The 15,412-nt window shown below is 63.1% G+C and carries 16 protein-coding genes and 1 tRNA gene; 5 read left to right on the top strand and 12 right to left on the bottom strand.

The window, feature by feature from the left end:
• Positions 1-35: 35 nt before the first annotated feature.
• Positions 36-692: a GntR family transcriptional regulator gene (locus ACSVHC_RS08205; RefSeq protein ID WP_437772351.1), complete on the bottom strand. Its 657-nt coding sequence runs from the start codon at positions 690-692 to the stop codon at positions 36-38.
• 32 nt (positions 693-724) lie between these two features.
• Between ACSVHC_RS08205 and ACSVHC_RS08200 the strand changes: the two genes are divergently transcribed.
• Positions 725-1,519, top strand: a complete 795-nt coding sequence (locus tag ACSVHC_RS08200) for a carbon-nitrogen hydrolase family protein (RefSeq protein ID WP_437772352.1) — start codon at positions 725-727, stop codon at positions 1,517-1,519.
• Here the strand turns inward: ACSVHC_RS08200 and ACSVHC_RS08195 are convergent.
• The 5 genes from ACSVHC_RS08195 to ACSVHC_RS08175 all read right to left on the bottom strand — a co-directional run bounded on the left by ACSVHC_RS08195 (position 1,516) and on the right by ACSVHC_RS08175 (position 7,293).
• The gene (locus ACSVHC_RS08195; protein WP_437772353.1) at positions 1,516-2,058 is read right to left on the bottom strand and encodes a DUF2087 domain-containing protein; all 543 of its coding nucleotides are present in this window, start codon (positions 2,056-2,058) and stop codon (positions 1,516-1,518) included. The genes ACSVHC_RS08200 and ACSVHC_RS08195 overlap by 4 nt on opposite strands.
• Before the next feature lie 133 nt (positions 2,059-2,191).
• Positions 2,192-4,645 carry a glycoside hydrolase family 32 protein gene (locus ACSVHC_RS08190; RefSeq protein WP_439180792.1) on the bottom strand — a complete coding sequence of 818 codons (2,454 nt, stop codon included), beginning with the start codon at positions 4,643-4,645 and terminating at the stop codon, positions 2,192-2,194.
• A 219-nt stretch (positions 4,646-4,864) separates the two neighbouring features.
• Entirely contained in the window at positions 4,865-5,992 is a 1,128-nt protein-coding gene (locus ACSVHC_RS08185) for an acyltransferase family protein (protein ID WP_437772355.1), read from the bottom strand.
• A 418-nt stretch (positions 5,993-6,410) separates the two neighbouring features.
• Complete coding sequence (locus ACSVHC_RS08180; protein ID WP_437772356.1) at positions 6,411-6,968, bottom strand: dihydrofolate reductase family protein; 558 nt, start codon at positions 6,966-6,968, stop codon at positions 6,411-6,413.
• Positions 6,969-7,203: 235 nt separating this feature from the next.
• Positions 7,204-7,293 (bottom strand) — tRNA-Ser (locus tag ACSVHC_RS08175).
• Between the two features lie 116 nt (positions 7,294-7,409).
• Here ACSVHC_RS08175 and ACSVHC_RS08170 point away from each other — a divergent pair.
• Genes ACSVHC_RS08170 through ACSVHC_RS08160 form a run of 3 tightly spaced genes read left to right on the top strand, consistent with a single transcriptional unit; the run spans position 7,410 to position 10,100 of the window.
• Positions 7,410-8,432 (top strand): zinc-dependent alcohol dehydrogenase, encoded by a 1,023-nt coding sequence (locus ACSVHC_RS08170; protein WP_437772357.1) that lies wholly within the window; start codon positions 7,410-7,412, stop codon positions 8,430-8,432.
• Between the two features lie 2 nt (positions 8,433-8,434).
• Entirely contained in the window at positions 8,435-8,830 is a 396-nt protein-coding gene (locus ACSVHC_RS08165; protein ID WP_437772358.1) for a 6-pyruvoyl trahydropterin synthase family protein, read from the top strand.
• 49 nt (positions 8,831-8,879) lie between these two features.
• Positions 8,880-10,100 (top strand): DNA glycosylase AlkZ-like family protein, encoded by a 1,221-nt coding sequence (locus ACSVHC_RS08160; protein ID WP_437772359.1) that lies wholly within the window; start codon positions 8,880-8,882, stop codon positions 10,098-10,100.
• Between the two features lie 24 nt (positions 10,101-10,124).
• Here ACSVHC_RS08160 and ACSVHC_RS08155 read toward each other — a convergent pair whose 3' ends face one another.
• The 6 genes from ACSVHC_RS08155 to ACSVHC_RS08130 form a co-directional block, all read right to left on the bottom strand.
• The gene (locus ACSVHC_RS08155) at positions 10,125-10,403 is read right to left on the bottom strand and encodes an acylphosphatase (protein ID WP_437772360.1); all 279 of its coding nucleotides are present in this window, start codon (positions 10,401-10,403) and stop codon (positions 10,125-10,127) included.
• Positions 10,400-10,786 (bottom strand): VOC family protein, encoded by a 387-nt coding sequence (locus ACSVHC_RS08150; protein ID WP_437772361.1) that lies wholly within the window; start codon positions 10,784-10,786, stop codon positions 10,400-10,402. The genes ACSVHC_RS08155 and ACSVHC_RS08150 overlap by 4 nt, the downstream gene beginning before the upstream one ends.
• A 48-nt stretch (positions 10,787-10,834) precedes the next feature.
• Positions 10,835-12,712, bottom strand: coding sequence for a glycosyltransferase family 39 protein (locus ACSVHC_RS08145; RefSeq protein WP_437772362.1), 1,878 nt, complete (start codon positions 12,710-12,712; stop codon positions 10,835-10,837).
• Positions 12,705-13,124, bottom strand: coding sequence for a GtrA family protein (locus ACSVHC_RS08140; protein ID WP_437772363.1), 420 nt, complete (start codon positions 13,122-13,124; stop codon positions 12,705-12,707). The genes ACSVHC_RS08145 and ACSVHC_RS08140 overlap by 8 nt, the downstream gene beginning before the upstream one ends.
• Complete coding sequence (locus tag ACSVHC_RS08135; protein ID WP_437772364.1) at positions 13,121-14,110, bottom strand: glycosyltransferase family 2 protein; 990 nt, start codon at positions 14,108-14,110, stop codon at positions 13,121-13,123. The genes ACSVHC_RS08140 and ACSVHC_RS08135 overlap by 4 nt, the downstream gene beginning before the upstream one ends.
• Before the next feature lie 112 nt (positions 14,111-14,222).
• Complete coding sequence (locus ACSVHC_RS08130) at positions 14,223-14,732, bottom strand: nucleoside deaminase (RefSeq protein WP_345451423.1); 510 nt, start codon at positions 14,730-14,732, stop codon at positions 14,223-14,225.
• Between the two features lie 23 nt (positions 14,733-14,755).
• Here ACSVHC_RS08130 and upp point away from each other — a divergent pair, with 23 nt between their 5' ends.
• Positions 14,756-15,391, top strand: a complete 636-nt coding sequence (gene upp / locus ACSVHC_RS08125; RefSeq protein WP_236815028.1) for a uracil phosphoribosyltransferase — start codon at positions 14,756-14,758, stop codon at positions 15,389-15,391.
• Positions 15,392-15,412 lie beyond the last annotated feature (21 nt).

Below are 15,412 nucleotides of genomic sequence, written 5' to 3'. Positions count from 1 at the left end.
GCTGCGCTGGGGGGGGGGGGGGGGCGAAGGCCGTCTCAAGTCCGGAGCAGGATGTCCCGGGTCACCGCGAGGTGATGGTCAATGGCCTTCTGGGCCGTCGCCGCGTCGCCGGACATCAGGGCGTCGAGTATGTCCTGATGTTCGGCGCACACTTGCTCGCGGCGGCCTCCGGTACGGAACAGCGCGGAGACTCCCACCAAAATTTGCCGGACGTGGAGCTTACTGTACGTCCGGGAAATGAGCTCGTTGCCCGCCGCGTCGATGAGCTGCTGGTGGAACAGGGTGTCCAGACGGATAAACTCACGGGCCGCCTCCGGGCTCAGTTCCTCGGGAAGCTTTGCCTGCAGGTCAAGGGTTTCCTGCATCGTCCCGGCGGGGACACGTCCCTGCTCGATGACCAAGCGGGCGGCGTGGCTTTCGAGGATCCCGCGCAGTTCCATCAATTCGGACATTTCCCGGCCGGTCACCGGGGGAACGTAAGCTCCGCGCTGGGGAATCAGTTCCACCAAACCGTCCGAGACCAGCAGCAAGAGCGCCTCACGCACCGGCGTACGCGATACGCCGATTTCCGCGGCCAGTTCCTGCTCATTCAGGAACTTCCCCTGCACCTCGGGGTCGATCAGGATATTTTCACGCAGGTACGCGTACGCCTTCTCGCGGCCGGACGCCGCAGTCCCCGAACTTTTTCGCATACATCATGTATACAACAATCTGGAGTAAATTCATGCGTTTAGCCGTGGCACAAATCATCACCGGGGCCGATGTGGCCGCCAACCTGGAACTGATCCGAGAATACGCCACCCGGGCCAAGGCTGCTGGAGCCGAACTCGTTGTCTTTCCTGAAGCAGCCATGCGCGCCTTCGGCAACAGCCTGGCCGACATCGCCGAACCGCTGGACGGGCCGTGGGCCGCAGCGGTCCGCAGCCTTGCACGGGAGCTGGATATCGCCGTCGTGGCGGGAATGTTCACCCCCGGCGAGGGCGGACGGGTCCGGAACACCCTCTTGGTCACCGGCCGCGGGATTGACACGTCCTACGACAAGATCCACCTCTTTGATGCATTCGGCTTCGCGGAGTCTGATTCGGTCGACGCCGGCACGTCGCCTGTAACCTTCGAACTCAACGGCACCGTGTTTGGCCTTGCCACGTGTTACGACGTTCGTTTCCCCGCACTCTTCACCGCCAACGCACGGGCAGGAGCGCAGGTCAACATCGTCTGCGCCTCATGGGGCGCCGGCGAAGGCAAAGCAGAGCAGTGGGAACTGCTGGTGCGGGCCCGCGCAGTGGACAGCACCACCTTCGTCGTGGCGTGCGGCCAAGGCGATCCCGCGAGCGTCGGCCTCCCCTCCACAGACACGGCGCCCACAGGCATCGGGCACAGCGCTGTGATCTCGCCACTGGGTGTCGTAGTCGCCGCCCTCGGGGAAATGCCGGAACTCGCCATCGTGGACATCGATCCGTCTGTTGTGGAAGAAGTCCGGGGCAAGCTTCCCGTTCTGGCGAATGCCAGGGACCTCTAGCGGCCGCCGTCGGCGTCTTCTTCGAGGGCCAGCCAGTAGGCCGAGCCGTCGGGCGTGCGGCTCACGATGCCGGAGTCAACAAGGTACCGCCGGAGCATGGGCACGTCTCCGGTGAACCGGGCGACGCGTTCGTTAAGCTCCCGTTCCGCCACCCGCTCGCTGGTCTGGAGGACGCGCGTCGCAACCCAGGCGAGAACCTTGAGTCGGTCTGCCTCCCTCGCCGGATAGCGATCAATGCGGCCATCCGAGGTCAAGAAGCGCTCGACGCCGGACGGGCTGGGTGCCGACGAAAGGCTCGCCAGCGCGTCCCGGAAGGCATGCTCGCGGATGCGGTAGCGAACATCGCCTTCGGTCTCAACCGTTTCGACCAGCCCTGCTTGGTCCAGGAGCGCGAGCGCCCGTTCGAGTTTCGCTGGCGAGAGCGAACTGCCCGGGGTACCGCCAACGCTGATCTCAGCGAAGACCCTCCGGGCTTGGGTGTTTGCCAGTGCGGCGAGGAGGCGCCGCGCATCCGGCGTCGTCAGTGAGTTGCTCCCCATGAGCCCAGCTTAGGCACAAACCGACGCGCCGTCCTGACCTTCTTTCGTTTGGGAAAGCGCTTACGACACGGCGAGCCGCGTCATTTTAGGGCTTTCGAGCGGCAAGAAGGTCAGGACGGACAAGCCGAGCGAGCTAGGCGGCCGGGATGTCTTCGAAGATGACCTGGTCCAGCAGGACATGGCCCCAGCTTCCCGTGCCGTTATCGACCACCTGGAGCTGGGCGCTCTGGCCGATGAGGTCGGAGACGTTCCACGACGTCCATGCGAGGTGCTCGCTGTTCTGGCCCGTTGCGGTGCGAACGACCTGCCCGTTGACGACGAGATTCACCGTGGTCTGATTGTCCGGCCCACCGCCAACCGCGTTCGGCATGCTGCTGAATACGATCTGATCCACCATGAGGTGGCCCCAGGATCCGCTTGCGTGGTCGATGACCTGGATTTGGGCTTTCTGTCCCACGAGCGTGTGGACGTCCCAGTTAACGTTCGACATCGTCGATGAATTCTGGCCCGTCGCCGTGCGGACTACCTGCCCGTTGACGAGGAGGTTCACCGCAGCGGCACCTGACTGGCCCCAGGGGTGATTGCCTCCGGCAATGAGGAAATCGATATAGTCCCGCGTGATCGTGAATGTCGGCGACGTGACCGCGCCCGTGGCGGCATCACCCCCTCCGGCGTACGTATCGAGGACCTTGGAGCCGAGCCGGTTCGGGAGGGATTCCGCCGTCGGGCCTTGACCAACGTAACTGCCCGACGCCGTCCAGCCGGCACCCCACGTCGCGCCCTCGAAATCGGCGAAGACATCCGAGGGCCTCGGGTTGTTCCCGCCTCCTGAGAGGAAGTTGACGTACGAGTGGCCGATGGTGAACGACGGCGAAGTCAGCGTTCCGGTCGACGCGTCGCCGCCGTTGAAACTGTTGACGAGCTTGTTCCCGAGGTAGCCCGTGACGGGCTGCTGGTTGGGGAGCGCGCCGGTGGCGGGCCCGGAACCGAAGGCCGTGCCCGCCGTCGTCCATGGGCCATAGCTGCTGCCCTCGAAGTCCGCGTAGGGCGCCGCGGGATTCGCCTGTTCGGTGATGTTGGCGAATTCCGTGATCGAAAGGTTGGCGAAGTCGGCGCTGCCGCCGATCGTGTAGAGGGAGATCCCCGTGTCCGACGACGTGAAGAAGTCCTGGTTCGAGAGGGCGATCCGGCCGTCGTCGGCGAAGACCTCCACGCTGCCGTGGTCCACAAGGATCCGGAGATGTACGGACGTTGCACCCGAAGCGAGCGGCGCCTGGGACTGCTGGTACGTCCCGAAGGAGTACGGCACTTGGTCCTGCGCGGAGCGATCGACGTAAAGGTTGCCCCCGTAGACCCCGATGTTCGTGTGCCGGCTGGCGTCCTTGTTCTCGCCGACGGAGATACCGACGTTGTTCAGCGTGGTCCAACTGACGTCCGCGTCGAGCTCGTAAGCCGAGCCATGGTAGTCGAGGGATGTCCGTCCATTGACCGTTGCGTTGGCGGGCTTCACGGTTTTTGTGGCGTAGTTGGCCAGATTTGGCGTCGGCTGGGATAGAAGGCTGTAGACACCGCTGCCCTCGGACTTGAGGCTGAGCTGACGCACCACGGACATTTGGCCGTTGTAGTTGTCGGTGGCGTCAGTCGGCACGGTGTGCGGGGCGTAGTGCCAGTTGTTCATCCAGCCGATCGCGTAACGGGAAGCGTCGGGATTCGCGGCGTCCGGCCACGTCACCGAGGCATACCAGTCCGAGCCCCAGTCGAGCCACTGCGGGTCCGTCTGGTCTGCGACGAACGCCGAGCCGTTCCACGTGCCGGTCCAGTATGCGTACGTGTCCGGCTTGCCGCTGTAGTCACCCTGCATGCTCCCGGCCATGATCCAATGCCACGAACCGTCGTTGGCCTTCATCTGGAAGATATCCGGGCACTCAACGCCGCCGATATTCGGCGTGGTGTAGCTGAAATCCGTCTGGTGTGTCCAGGTCTTGAGGTCCGGCGAGGTGTAGAACGTGATTTTCTGCGCGCGGCCGATCGCCGCTACCCACGTAGAGTGCGCCGCGTCCCAAACGATCTTCGGGTCGCGGAACCAGTCCGAAGCGTCCGGGTTGGCGATGACCGGTGCGCCGTACTGCGTGAAGGTGGACCCGCCGTCGGTCGAGTACCAGAGGTATTGCGATTGCTGGAACGCGTCGCCGTCGGCGGGTTGCGTGGCGAGCGCGACGACGGTTCCGGCCCCGAATCCCGCGGTGTTGTTCGTATCGATCACGGAGGAGCCGGTCCATACGGGGAAATTGCTCTGGAGCGGAAGGGAGTCGCCTTGGTCGTTGAACACCACAGTGTCCGACGACGTCGCATGTCGCCAGCCGCCAGGGCCGTTGTCCTGGTTGCTATGAAGGTAATACAGGTTGTACTTGCCGTTGAGATAGATGGGCCGCTGAGGATCGCTCAGCCATCCTGACGGGGGAGTCATGTGGTATATGGCGCGCATTGTCGGTGCGGTCGCGCTGCCGACGGCTCCCGCGCCGGGAATGTCGGCAGTAACTATGGTGGTCGTGAAGAACATCGTGAGCGCGGCGAAGAGGGCGGGCATGCTCGCCCTCTTCGCCAGCTTCCTTGCTGGGTGGGCCATAAAATCTCCGGGTCTGTGAGGACTACTCGACCGCCGATGGCTCTGCGACGAGCCTCTGCACACGGCGTTGTTGAGCAGGCGGGGGAGCTTGTGGTGGAGTCAAGGACTTTTGATTAAACGCTTAATCACGGCAAGAGTAACTGATGGTGATCCGTTGATCAAGCGTTTAAGCGGATTGTTCTAATTGGCCACGCGGGCGGCGAGGCGGCTCACGAGAGCGCGTCGGACCCGCTGGGCTGGCTGCTCGACGGCCACGCAACTCAGGAAACCGAGTGGCCAGGCCGCAACGAGAGCGAGTGCAGCAAAGCCGAGCACGGGAACGTGTGCCGGTGTGTGGGCGGCTGCGAGGAGTTGCTGGATTGGCCACCCGTAGATGTAGATCCCGTAGGAGATGTCATATCGTGACCCGATGGCGGACGCGCTGCCGATTGAACCTATCGACAGGACGAGGTAGGCAAACGGCAGTGGGGCGAGGGCTGTGCCGTAGCCCGTGGCGAGGGCGCCCAAGACGGCCAGTACGGCGAGAAGGCTTGGCACCGCACCGATGAGGACCCGGTGCCTCTGGGTGGCAAGGAGGGACCCTGCCATGAAGATTGCGAGCAGCGGGAGGGCGAATTCGGTGCGGTTCGGCCCCAAGCTGCCGGCGAGGAGCTTTCCGAAGACTGCTCCGGTGGATGCGGCAAAGAGCAGGAAAATTGCGGTGGCCGTGCCTCGCCTGCTCCCTGGAAGCCTGCGGAGCAGGAACACGACGATGGCGATGATGACGTAGCACAGCCCCTCCCAGGTGAGAGTCCATAGGGGGCCGTTCCAGTCGAAGCGGTCGTTGTTGCCCCAGAGGGACGTCCCTATGGCGGGCGTGTCCATAACGCCGACGCTGAGCGCCAGGGCGGCGCCGAGGAAGGCCAAAGCTCCGCGCAGATCGTAAGTTCCGTGGGTCAGGAGGGCGCCAAGCGGTGCTGCCACGAAGGCAACAGCAAGCGCGGCGACCACGAGGGCCGGATAGATGCGGGCGAGCCGGGCTGCGGCGTACTCCAGCACAGTGTCCGAGCGTTCGGCGCTGACGGTGATGAGATAGCCGGAGATGGCGAAGAAGCCCATGACGCCTGCCGTGCCGAGCTTGATCCCGTAAAGCGAAGGTTCCGGGCCGTAGCCGCCCAGCCACCAGGAGTGCGAGACGATCACGGCTGCTGCGAATACCAGGCGAAGGGCGTTCAGTGAGTTTCGTCCGGAGCCCAGGGCGTTACCGAGGGTGCGGGCGCCAAGTATGGACAGGCTTGGACGGTCCCCGGCTGACGTTGGGATCTTCATGGGCTGGTCATCTCTTTTCGGGCCCCGGGGGCTTTCGGTGACCTTCTTGAGTGTGACCCGGCTAACATTCTTTCTGAAGCTACACGAGTAGATCTGAGGAGGTCAAGCGTCTCCTTTCTCAACCAACCAGCCGCACCTCGCCATTGCCGAGCCGACCAGCTGGAAAGAGACGGCCGCGGCGGTAGCCGCCGGGCTCGGCAGCGCCGACCTCGAGCGGCCTGACGATGACGCGACCGTGGAGCGGCCGTAACTGTGGCCGCGGCCAAGAAGGGCGAACTCGGCGTCATCGAGCGGGGTTGCGCGACTTACGAGCGCTGGCAGCACAAGCCGACGGCGAAGGGCACCGCCCGCATCTGGTTCTACCTTAACGAGCGCACGGTCTTTTCAGCCGAAGCTCACCCGCGACGGACAGCCACCCTCAATCAGCCCGTCGATAGTGCAAGGCGACCGCGCCGTTGCTAAGCGGCTCCGCCGAGATCAGGTCGAGACATCGGGTGCTAGGCAGCCCGCCTTGGTACAGCGTGGGACCGTGGCCGGCAATCCTGGGATGGACAAGGAACTTGTACTCGTCGATCAGATTCAGTTGGTCCAACCCTGTGGCAAGTTTGCCGCTGCCGACGAGCACCCCGCCGGGAGTCGCATCCTTGAGATCCTGCACCGCCGTCCGCAGGTCGCCCACGACGTGGTGGCTGTTGGTCCACGGAAAGTCACTTCGCGTCGACGACACAATGTACTTCGGCTTGGCCTCCAGCTTGAGCGCCCACTCGCGCATCGCGGGCGGCGCGTCCTCGTCGCCGCGGGCGACCGCTGGCCAGTAGCTCTCCATCATCTCGTAGGTGGTGCGGCCCCAGAGCATTGCGCCCCCCTCGTCCATAAGGCGGGTGAAGTAGGCGTGCGTCTCGTCGTCGGCGATGCCTTCCCGATGGTCGACGCAACCATCCAGGGTGACGTTGATACTGAACGTTAGGAGGCCCATACGACGATGCTAGGCCGCCACTTACCGACGCCTCAACTATCGCCGCCTTGCCACGGAGGCTATTCCGCCGGAATCGCCAGTGTCCTCTGGAGGTAGTCATTGTCTCCTCTGACGCCCTGAGATACACGAAAGCGATCAGCTCCCTGCTCGACGCGCTGCGGCAGCTTGGTCGGCGAAGCCCGCACCACCACGCCCCGAGAATGCAGAAAACCCCCGGTTTCCCGGGGGTTTTCATTGGCGGTGACGGTGGGATTTGAACCCACGTTGGCTTTTACACCAAACAACATTTCGAGTGTTGCACCTTCGGCCGCTCGGACACGTCACCAACTGAAATAGGGTACCGGAGTGAAGGCCTGTTCCCCAAAACGGCCGGTCGGTGCCCACTTAGTAAGTAGCCTTCGCTTCCCCAATCGCAGCCGCAGGACTAGATTCGCAAGCACGATGACTCTTCCACAAAACGCACCCCAGAACACGCACCCCCAATCGGCCCTGGCCTACTGGACGGTGGGCCCCTGCCAAGGTGAGCTCCGCAGCGAGGAACTTCCGGCCCTGGGCCAGGGCGAGGCGATGGTCCGAGCTTTGTACTCGGGAATCAGCCGGGGAACAGAGCTCGTGGTCCATGAAGCGCACGTCCCGCCTCGGGTTGCGAAGAAGATGCGGGCACCCCATCAAACCGGGGATTTTCCGGCGCCGGTCAAGTTTGGCTACCTGTCGGTTGGCGTCGTTGAGGAAGGCCCCGAAGATTGGATCGGCCAGAACGTCTTCTGCCTGCACCCGCACCAAGACCGCTACGTCGTGCCGCTCACTTCACTCACCCGAATTCCCGACGGCGTGCCTGCACGCCGCGCTGTGCTCACCGGCATCGCCGAGATCGCCCTCAACGCCCTCTGGGAGGCCGGACCCCGCCTTGGTGACCGGATCGCCGTCGTCGGTGCCGGACTGGTGGGCGGCATGACCGCAGCACTGCTGCGCAGTTTCCCGCTGCAGCGCTTGCAACTCGTGGAAACGGATCCGGGGAAGCACGGGTTCGTGGAATCCCTGGGCGTGGAGTTTGCGCTTCCGGACGATGCAAAACAGGACTGCGACATCGTGTTCCATTGCTCGGCCACGGACGAAGGACTGGCCCGTAGCCTGCAGCTCGCGGGTGACGAGGGCGAGATCATTGAGATGTCTTGGTACGGGGACCGGAAGGTCTCCCTGCCGCTGGGGGAGGACTTCCATGCCCGGCGCCTCTCCATCCGAGCCAGCCAGGTTGGAGTGGTTGCACGTTCCCGCCGGCACCGCCGCACCTCAAGCGAGCGGCTGGCGCTGGCGGTTTCCCTGCTGCGGGACCCCGTGTTCGACGCGTTCCTCACGGGAGAATCGCAGTTCGAGGAGCTGCCGGAGGTCTTCAACGGCCTGGAAAACGGCGAGCTGGACGATCTTTGCCGAGTCATCAACTACCCCAAAACCAAGAAGGGCTAACCATGTTCAGCCTCACCGTCCGCCGCCACTTCATGATCGCCCACAGCCTCCCGCGGGAGTCGTTCGGCCCGGCGCAGGGACTCCACGGAGCCACCTTCGTCGCCGAGATGACGTTCCGCCGGGCGGAACTGAGCGACGACGCGATCGTGCTGGACATCGGCGCCGCCGGAACCATCCTGGACGAGGTGCTGGCAGGCCTCAACTACAAGAACCTCGACGAGCACCCGGACCTCTCCGGACAGCTCACGACGACGGAAGTGCTGGCCCGCTTCATCGCTGAGGCGGTCGCGGCGAAAGTCCGCGGGAGCGACGACGGCGGTGCGCTCGCCGGCGTCGACGTGGTCCTCCGGGAACATCCCGACGCCTGGGCGGGCTTCTCGCTGGATTTCGGGCGATAGCTAGCGCGGGACTGCCCCGGATGGCGGACAAACGGTGCAGAATGGGGCCATGACGTCCGCCGTGCTTTCGACCCAAACACTCACCTCGGAACTCCTTCGCGCCTGGGCGTGGCACCGACAGGGCCTGGACGGTTCCTTCGCCGGCAAGACGTCCGAGGAAGTCCTGGACCGCGCCGGCTGGGCCCGCTCCGTGGGCGGCGCCAACCCCTACCTGACGCTTTTCGCCCGGGCCGGGATCCGGCGCGAACAGGTCGATCGCGACGTCGCCGAGTTGAGAATCCACGAGCTCCCCACGGCCCGCGGTTGCACCTACGTCCTCGGCCGAAAGGACTTTGCGTGGGGACTCCAAGTCGGCCGGGAGGCCGCGGCGGCGCCATTCAAGGTCCTGGCCCGGCTCGGCGTCGAACGCGGTGAGATCACCCTCCTCGAAGAGCAAGTGCTGCACACCCTCATGGAATCCAGCGACCCCATGGACCCGAAGCAGCTCAGGGACGAGCTTGGCGAGTCCGTCCGCAGCCTTGGCGAAGAAGGCAAGAAGAAGGGTGCGTCAACCACCCTCCCCACCGCGCTGGGCCTCCTCCAAGCCGACGGACGCATCCGTCGCGTCCCCGTCAATGGCCGCCTCGACCAGCAACGCTACGCCTACACCTCATGGGCGCTGCCGCCCAGCTCCCTCGACGACGACGCCGCCCGCGCGCTTTTGATCGAACGGTATCTGCGCTGGACCGGCGGAGCGACGTTCAAGCAGAGCCAATGGCTAACGGGTTTCACCGTCGCGCAGAGCAAGGCGGCGCTGGCCGCCGTCGGCGCCGTCGAAGTGACCACGGAGGCAGGCGAGTCGCTCTGGATGCTGCCCGACGACGTCGAGCACCTTTCCGCGTTTACGGCACCACGGGAGGAGCAGATCCAGCTTCTGGCCGGGACGGACTCTTTGGTGCTGTTGCGCAGGAACTCGGCGGACATGCTCGCCGAGCGGGATCGGGGCCGGAAGGTTATGGACACCACGCTGGCGCTTCAGGCTGACCTGTCCGACCACCCGATCCTGGACCGGGGAAGGATCATCGGGCTGTGGCAATACGATCCGGGCAAGGAGCGGATCGCCGCCTGGACGTTTGACAAGCCCAGCGCGGCCGTCACGCAGCGGATCAGTGAGGTGGAGAGCTGGATCCGCGAGGACCTCGGGGATTTCCGCTCGTTCAGCCTGGACTCACCGGCATCGCGGCAGAAGCGCATCGACGCCTTGGACAAGGCGAACGCCGCGAACGCCTGACACCGGGCTTCGCTTGGGGCAGGTTCAGTCCACCCAGAATCCGGAGAACTCCCCGGTGGCTTGCGTGAAGGTGGCATCCACGTGTTTTACGCGGCCCGGGGCATCCCGGGATTGCAGCCATTCCAGCAGGGAATCGACGGCTTCGCGATCACCTTCGGCGATCACCTGCACCGAGCCATCCAACTGGTTGGCCGCCTCCCCGGTCAGTCCGAGCATTCGGGCCTGGTGCATTGTCGAGTAGCGGAAACCGACGCCCTGGACGCGGCCGGTCACCATGGCCGTGACCCGCACCGGGGAACTCATGCGGCACCCGATCCATATGGCCGCGTGATTGCCTCCAGGAAATGCCCGTCCGGATCCGCGAAGTAGACGCCGCGTCCGCCGTCGTTGTGGTTGATCTGCTGGGCGCGGGACCGCGCAGGGTCCGCCCAATAGGGGATTCCCTCGGCCTGGATCCTCGCGAAGATCCCGTCGAAGTCGTCCTCACTGACCAGAAACGCGTAGTGCTGCGGCGAGACGGGCCGGTCCGCCGTGGCGAAATCGAGGGCTACTCCATGGGCAAAGGACACAGTCATGAAGGACCACATGGGCTGCGGACTCGGCAGGCCAAGTACCTTGGCGAGGAACTCCGCCGAACGGCGTTTGTCCGTCGCGTAGACGATGGTGTGGTTGAAAGAGACGGTCATGAGGTCCTCCTCAGATGTGCTGCCTGAGACCATCTGACGTCCAACACCTCACAATTTCAAGGGCGCCTTTTCATCGGGATTCGTAGACGTATCGGCAAGAATGGATCTCCGCCCGTGAGACGGCGTTGTGAGCGCGCTGAGGGTCAGCGTTGCCAGAAGAATGAAGAACGGAACGTACAGGTAGAGGTATCGTGGCCGCGTTTCGAAAAACAGGAGAAATAGAGTCAACGCGAGCAAAGACCAACGCATGATTGCTGCGCTGGACGTCAGAAGCCGCGGTGACCGCACGCGCATGGGCATTGCGACCAGGAAGAGCAATGCCAGCCAACCGGACTGCCAGACGCCTGTCATCAGGTCAAAGTGGGCGCCGTTTCCCCAGAGGTAGTCCTTGATCTGGTTGCTGAGCGGATCTTTGATCGGGAAGGGATCCTTCTGATTCAAAAGGAGTCCTTCTCCCCAGGTATGAAAACTCCCATCGCCAAACGTCCACACGGCCTTGCGGTCAATGAATTGCAGGTAGCCCGGATATCCCATATCCGTTACGCGCTGGGCGTACACTTCAAGGCCGTGCTGGTAGCGCTCAGTTGGATCTTGAATCGCCGCAGTGGCGTTCACATCCGATTGCGTGAACGCGCCAATCCCGGTTGCTCCCATCATGAGGAAATGCGTCCACGGAAAGGCCTTGGTGTTCTGATCGACGTTGAAACCGACATAAGACTGGGCTTTGATGTCTACCCACATTGCCGTGTTTGTGGCGGTGAACCCGATTGCCGTCGCCACCAGAACCCCTGCCAACGCACGCAACTTATGCAGGGCGCTCTTGTTGCGGAAAAGATATTCGAGTGCGTAAACACCAACTATCGCTGCGGTTGCGAATGCGGCGGTCGGTTTGAGGTTATAACCCACCGCCGTGACGGCGCCAAGCAGCGTCCAAAGGACAAGTTTGACCTGCCACCTGCCCGCCCGCACCGCCTTGAGATGGATGTATAAGAGCAACACTGGAAAGAGAATGCCCACGCTGTCGGAGTAGACAACTGAGATGTACGGGGAGAGCACGAGGTACAGCGCAGATGGGAGAAGCGTGAAGACGGCGGCACCTTCGTTGACAAGTTGCCGTGCACACAAATAGGTGAGCAGGATTGCCGTGCACAACACCACGCAATTGAGGACGATCGCCGCGTAGAGGAGCCCGCCCGAGGGGACACCCAGGGCCACCATCACTTGGGAGTACCTCGTGAGCGCGACCGTGATCGCCAGGTTGTTCGGGTACATGTTGAAGTAGTCGTAGATGGTGGACTTGCTGCCATCGGCGACGCCGAACGCGCTCTCTGCAACCGCGCCAGCGTCCCACCCGGGCATGACCTGCAACGCGTACCCGAGCCTCAACTGCACCAAAAGGGCAAGGATCATGGCGACAGAGAGGAATGCGGGACGGACCCATCGCGGCGCGGTTTCGAGTCGGCGGCCAAAAGCCGCTGAGGCTCTATACAACGGGGGAAGAACGAAGAGCACGAACAAGGCGCCACAACCCGTAAGCGCATAGTTGTAGTTGGCGATGTGCGGGGAGGGCCAGAACAGCACCCCAAGCAGTATGAAGGCGAGCATTCCGCAAAAGATCAGGCCAGGGGCTGCGGACAGCTTATGGTGCCTAACGGGTTCTTCGCGCCATCCGCGGATCCGGCAGGCCAACTCCGAGTAGAATCCGAACGTGGTCCGGGCGCCAACCACAGCTATGAAGACGCCGAACGCGGCCAGTATCTGGAATGCCCGGGACGGCATCAGGGTCGGCGCGATGAATCCGGAAACCAGAGCCGCGAACACCGCGGAACCGAGCCAGATCCACGTCGACAACTTCACTTTGGGCGGGTTCCGCGTAACGGCCTGCTCTGGAGCCTCGAGGACGGGCCGGGCTTGGGTCTCAGGCATTGGATGCCTCCGGCTGAACTTTGCTCTCGTGGAAAACCCAAAGACGCATCAAGGTGTAGGTGAGCGTAGCTACGCAAGCGATCGCGAACAGCTGAACCAGGAGTTGGGGCATTCTGGCGACATCCACGAAGAACCACAACAGTGCGGCGTTCAGCGTAAAACCTGCGGCATTGACTACGAGGAACCTGAGGATCGCGGGTCCCGATTTGCCCTCGTGCTTAAAGGTGAAGGACCGGTTGCCAAAGTAGCTGATGACCATTCCGGTGCAGTAACTGACGGCCATAGCTGGAATAGCAGGCGTCCCAAGCAAGGACAGGACAGCGAAGATCGTGTACCCGACAATATTGTTGACAATGCCTACCACGGCAAACTTTCCCGTGGATTCGAGCAGCCTTGCACGGGGCGACTTCATTCCGCCTCCGCTTCCGAGATGGCCGGTGTTGCTCTGCGGTCGGTGGCGCCGTATATGGCCCGGACCCCGTACAACGGCCGGTTCTGAACCTCCGTGTAGATGCGCCCGATGTATCCACCCAGGATGCCGAGCATGATGAGCTGCAAGCCGCCCACAAAGAGGATCGACGTGACAATGAACGTCCATCCTTCCACCACGGTGTTCGGAGAAAACACCTTCATGAGCACGGCATACGCGATGCCAACGACGCTCAGCAACGCTGTGATCATGCCGATTCTGGAGATCAAGGTGAGGGGGAACGTGGAGAAACCGAAGACGCCATCCGCGGCCAATTTGAGCATCTTTCCCAGCGGATATCCGGACTTTCCATTGAGGCGTTCGTCGCGGTCAAATTGGACGGCGGCCTGATTGAATCCAACGTAGCTGACCATCCCGCGAATAAAGCGGTCGTGTTCGCGGAATTTCTTTATTTCATCAACTACTACGCGGTCAAGCAGCCGAAAATCACCCGTATTGGCCGGGATTTCGATTGATGCAATGCGCCTGAGCATTACGTAGAAAGCCCAAGCGGTGAACCTCTTGAACGTGGTGTCTTTGCGAGTCCGGCGTTGCGCATACACGACATCGAACCCCTCCTCCCACCGAGAGATCAGTTCCAGGCTGACTTCTGGAGGATCCTGGAGGTCGCTGTCCATGATGATCACGGCATCGCCGGTTGCTGCGTCGATGCCCGCTGTTACGGCGACCTGGTGGCCATAATTACGAGCGAAATCGATGACCAGTATGCGGCGGTCCGTCATCTGCAGGTCCCGAAGCAGCTCCAGGGAATTGTCTTTGCTGCCATCGTTGACGAAAACAAGCTCGATATCGTAGTCGAGGCCTGCTGTAGTTTCGGAGATCACGTCATAAAGGCGACGGATGTTTCCGGACTCGTTGAAGATGGGAAAGACATATGAAATGGACTTTCGCCCGCCGCTGTGCGTCATTATCGGTCGTTTCTGAAGGCCGCAGACATGGACGACTGCGTATGGAACTGTTGCCATATCAGGTTAGCGTAACGTCTGGATAATCAAACGGTAGGCGGATCCCGGATGGCTGTTACTTCCGGTGGGCTGCGAAGAAATCCCGGAGCAAGGCTGAACATTCCTCTTCGCGCACGCCCGCGTAGACCTCCACCCAGTGGTTGAGCCTGCGTTCCCGCAAAATATCGAACACGGATCCGGCGGCACCGGCCTTCTCATCCCAGGCGCCGAAGACCACCCGCGGAATCCGTGCCAGCACAATGGCTCCGGCGCACATTGCGCAGGGCTCCAGCGTCACGACGAGGGTGCAGTCCTCGAGTCTCCAGCCGTCTCCGCCTTCGCCAAGCTCCAGGGCGTGGCGTTGCAGGGCGGCGGCCGCCTCACGGATGGCGACAATCTCGGCGTGCGCGGTCGGGTCGCCGTGCGCTTCCCGTTCGTTCCGCCCGGCACCCAGCACGCCGCCGTCGGGTCCCAAAACGACAGCGCCGATCGGCACATCCTCCGTATCCAGCGCCAGCCGGGCCTCGTCCAGGGCCAGACCCATCCAGGCCGCGTGCTCTGCGTGATAAGGCTCGTTGGTGCTCATGCCTCAATGATAGTTTTGGAGTCATGCGCACACTCGTCGTGGACCACCCGCTGGTCGCTCACAAGCTCACCGTTCTGCGGGATAAGAACACTCCTTCACCGGTCTTCCGGCAACTCACCGAAGAACTCGTCACTTTGCTGGCCTACGAGGCCACCCGCGAGGTCAGGACCGAAGCGGTAGAGATCGAAACCCCGGTCACCAAGGCGATCGGTACCGCCTTCACGAAGCCGACGCCGCTTGTGGTTCCCATCCTGCGCGCAGGCCTCGGCATGCTCGAGGGCATGACCAAGCTGGTTCCCACTGCCGAGGTGGGCTTCCTGGGCATGGCCCGCGACGAAGAAACCCTGGACATCATCACCTACGCCGAGCGCCTCCCCGAGGACCTGACGGGCCGCCAGATCTTCGTGCTGGACCCCATGCTCGCCACTGGCGGCACCCTGCGCGAAGCCATCAAGTTCCTCTTCAAGCGCGGCGCTTCGGACGTCACATGCATCTGCCTGCTCGCAGCCCCGGAAGGCCTGGCCAAGCTCGAAGAAGAGCTTTCCGACGCCAACGTCAAGATCGTCCTCGCCTCGATCGACGAGAGGCTCAACGAAAAGGCCTACATCGTTCCGGGCCTGGGCGACGCCGGAGACCGCCTCTACGGCGTGGCCGGCTAGCGAGTCCGTCCGCGTGGGCCC

The organism is Arthrobacter sp. KNU-44 (genome assembly GCF_051843155.1).
GTDB lineage: Bacteria > Actinomycetota > Actinomycetes > Actinomycetales > Micrococcaceae > Arthrobacter.
Note: the sequence above shows the minus strand (reverse complement) of the source record. Positions and strands in the feature narration are given on the sequence as shown.

What these genes read in the sequence shown, in the direction of transcription:
- ACSVHC_RS08205 (WP_437772351.1), bottom strand. Translation starts at nt 692, where the DNA reads ATGCGAAAAAGTTCGGGGACTGCGGCGTCCGGCCGCGAGAAGGCGTAC.
- ACSVHC_RS08200 (WP_437772352.1), top strand. Translation starts at nt 725, where the DNA reads ATGCGTTTAGCCGTGGCACAAATCATCACCGGGGCCGATGTGGCCGCC.
- ACSVHC_RS08195 (WP_437772353.1), bottom strand. Translation starts at nt 2,058, where the DNA reads ATGGGGAGCAACTCACTGACGACGCCGGATGCGCGGCGCCTCCTCGCC.
- ACSVHC_RS08190 (WP_439180792.1), bottom strand. Translation starts at nt 4,645, where the DNA reads ATGCCCGCCCTCTTCGCCGCGCTCACGATGTTCTTCACGACCACCATA.
- ACSVHC_RS08185 (WP_437772355.1), bottom strand. Translation starts at nt 5,992, where the DNA reads ATGAAGATCCCAACGTCAGCCGGGGACCGTCCAAGCCTGTCCATACTT.
- ACSVHC_RS08180 (WP_437772356.1), bottom strand. Translation starts at nt 6,968, where the DNA reads ATGGGCCTCCTAACGTTCAGTATCAACGTCACCCTGGATGGTTGCGTC.
- ACSVHC_RS08170 (WP_437772357.1), top strand. Translation starts at nt 7,410, where the DNA reads ATGACTCTTCCACAAAACGCACCCCAGAACACGCACCCCCAATCGGCC.
- ACSVHC_RS08165 (WP_437772358.1), top strand. Translation starts at nt 8,435, where the DNA reads ATGTTCAGCCTCACCGTCCGCCGCCACTTCATGATCGCCCACAGCCTC.
- ACSVHC_RS08160 (WP_437772359.1), top strand. Translation starts at nt 8,880, where the DNA reads ATGACGTCCGCCGTGCTTTCGACCCAAACACTCACCTCGGAACTCCTT.
- ACSVHC_RS08155 (WP_437772360.1), bottom strand. Translation starts at nt 10,403, where the DNA reads ATGAGTTCCCCGGTGCGGGTCACGGCCATGGTGACCGGCCGCGTCCAG.
- ACSVHC_RS08150 (WP_437772361.1), bottom strand. Translation starts at nt 10,786, where the DNA reads ATGACCGTCTCTTTCAACCACACCATCGTCTACGCGACGGACAAACGC.
- ACSVHC_RS08145 (WP_437772362.1), bottom strand. Translation starts at nt 12,712, where the DNA reads ATGCCTGAGACCCAAGCCCGGCCCGTCCTCGAGGCTCCAGAGCAGGCC.
- ACSVHC_RS08140 (WP_437772363.1), bottom strand. Translation starts at nt 13,124, where the DNA reads ATGAAGTCGCCCCGTGCAAGGCTGCTCGAATCCACGGGAAAGTTTGCC.
- ACSVHC_RS08135 (WP_437772364.1), bottom strand. Translation starts at nt 14,110, where the DNA reads ATGACGCACAGCGGCGGGCGAAAGTCCATTTCATATGTCTTTCCCATC.
- ACSVHC_RS08130 (WP_345451423.1), bottom strand. Translation starts at nt 14,732, where the DNA reads ATGAGCACCAACGAGCCTTATCACGCAGAGCACGCGGCCTGGATGGGT.
- upp (WP_236815028.1), top strand. Translation starts at nt 14,756, where the DNA reads ATGCGCACACTCGTCGTGGACCACCCGCTGGTCGCTCACAAGCTCACC.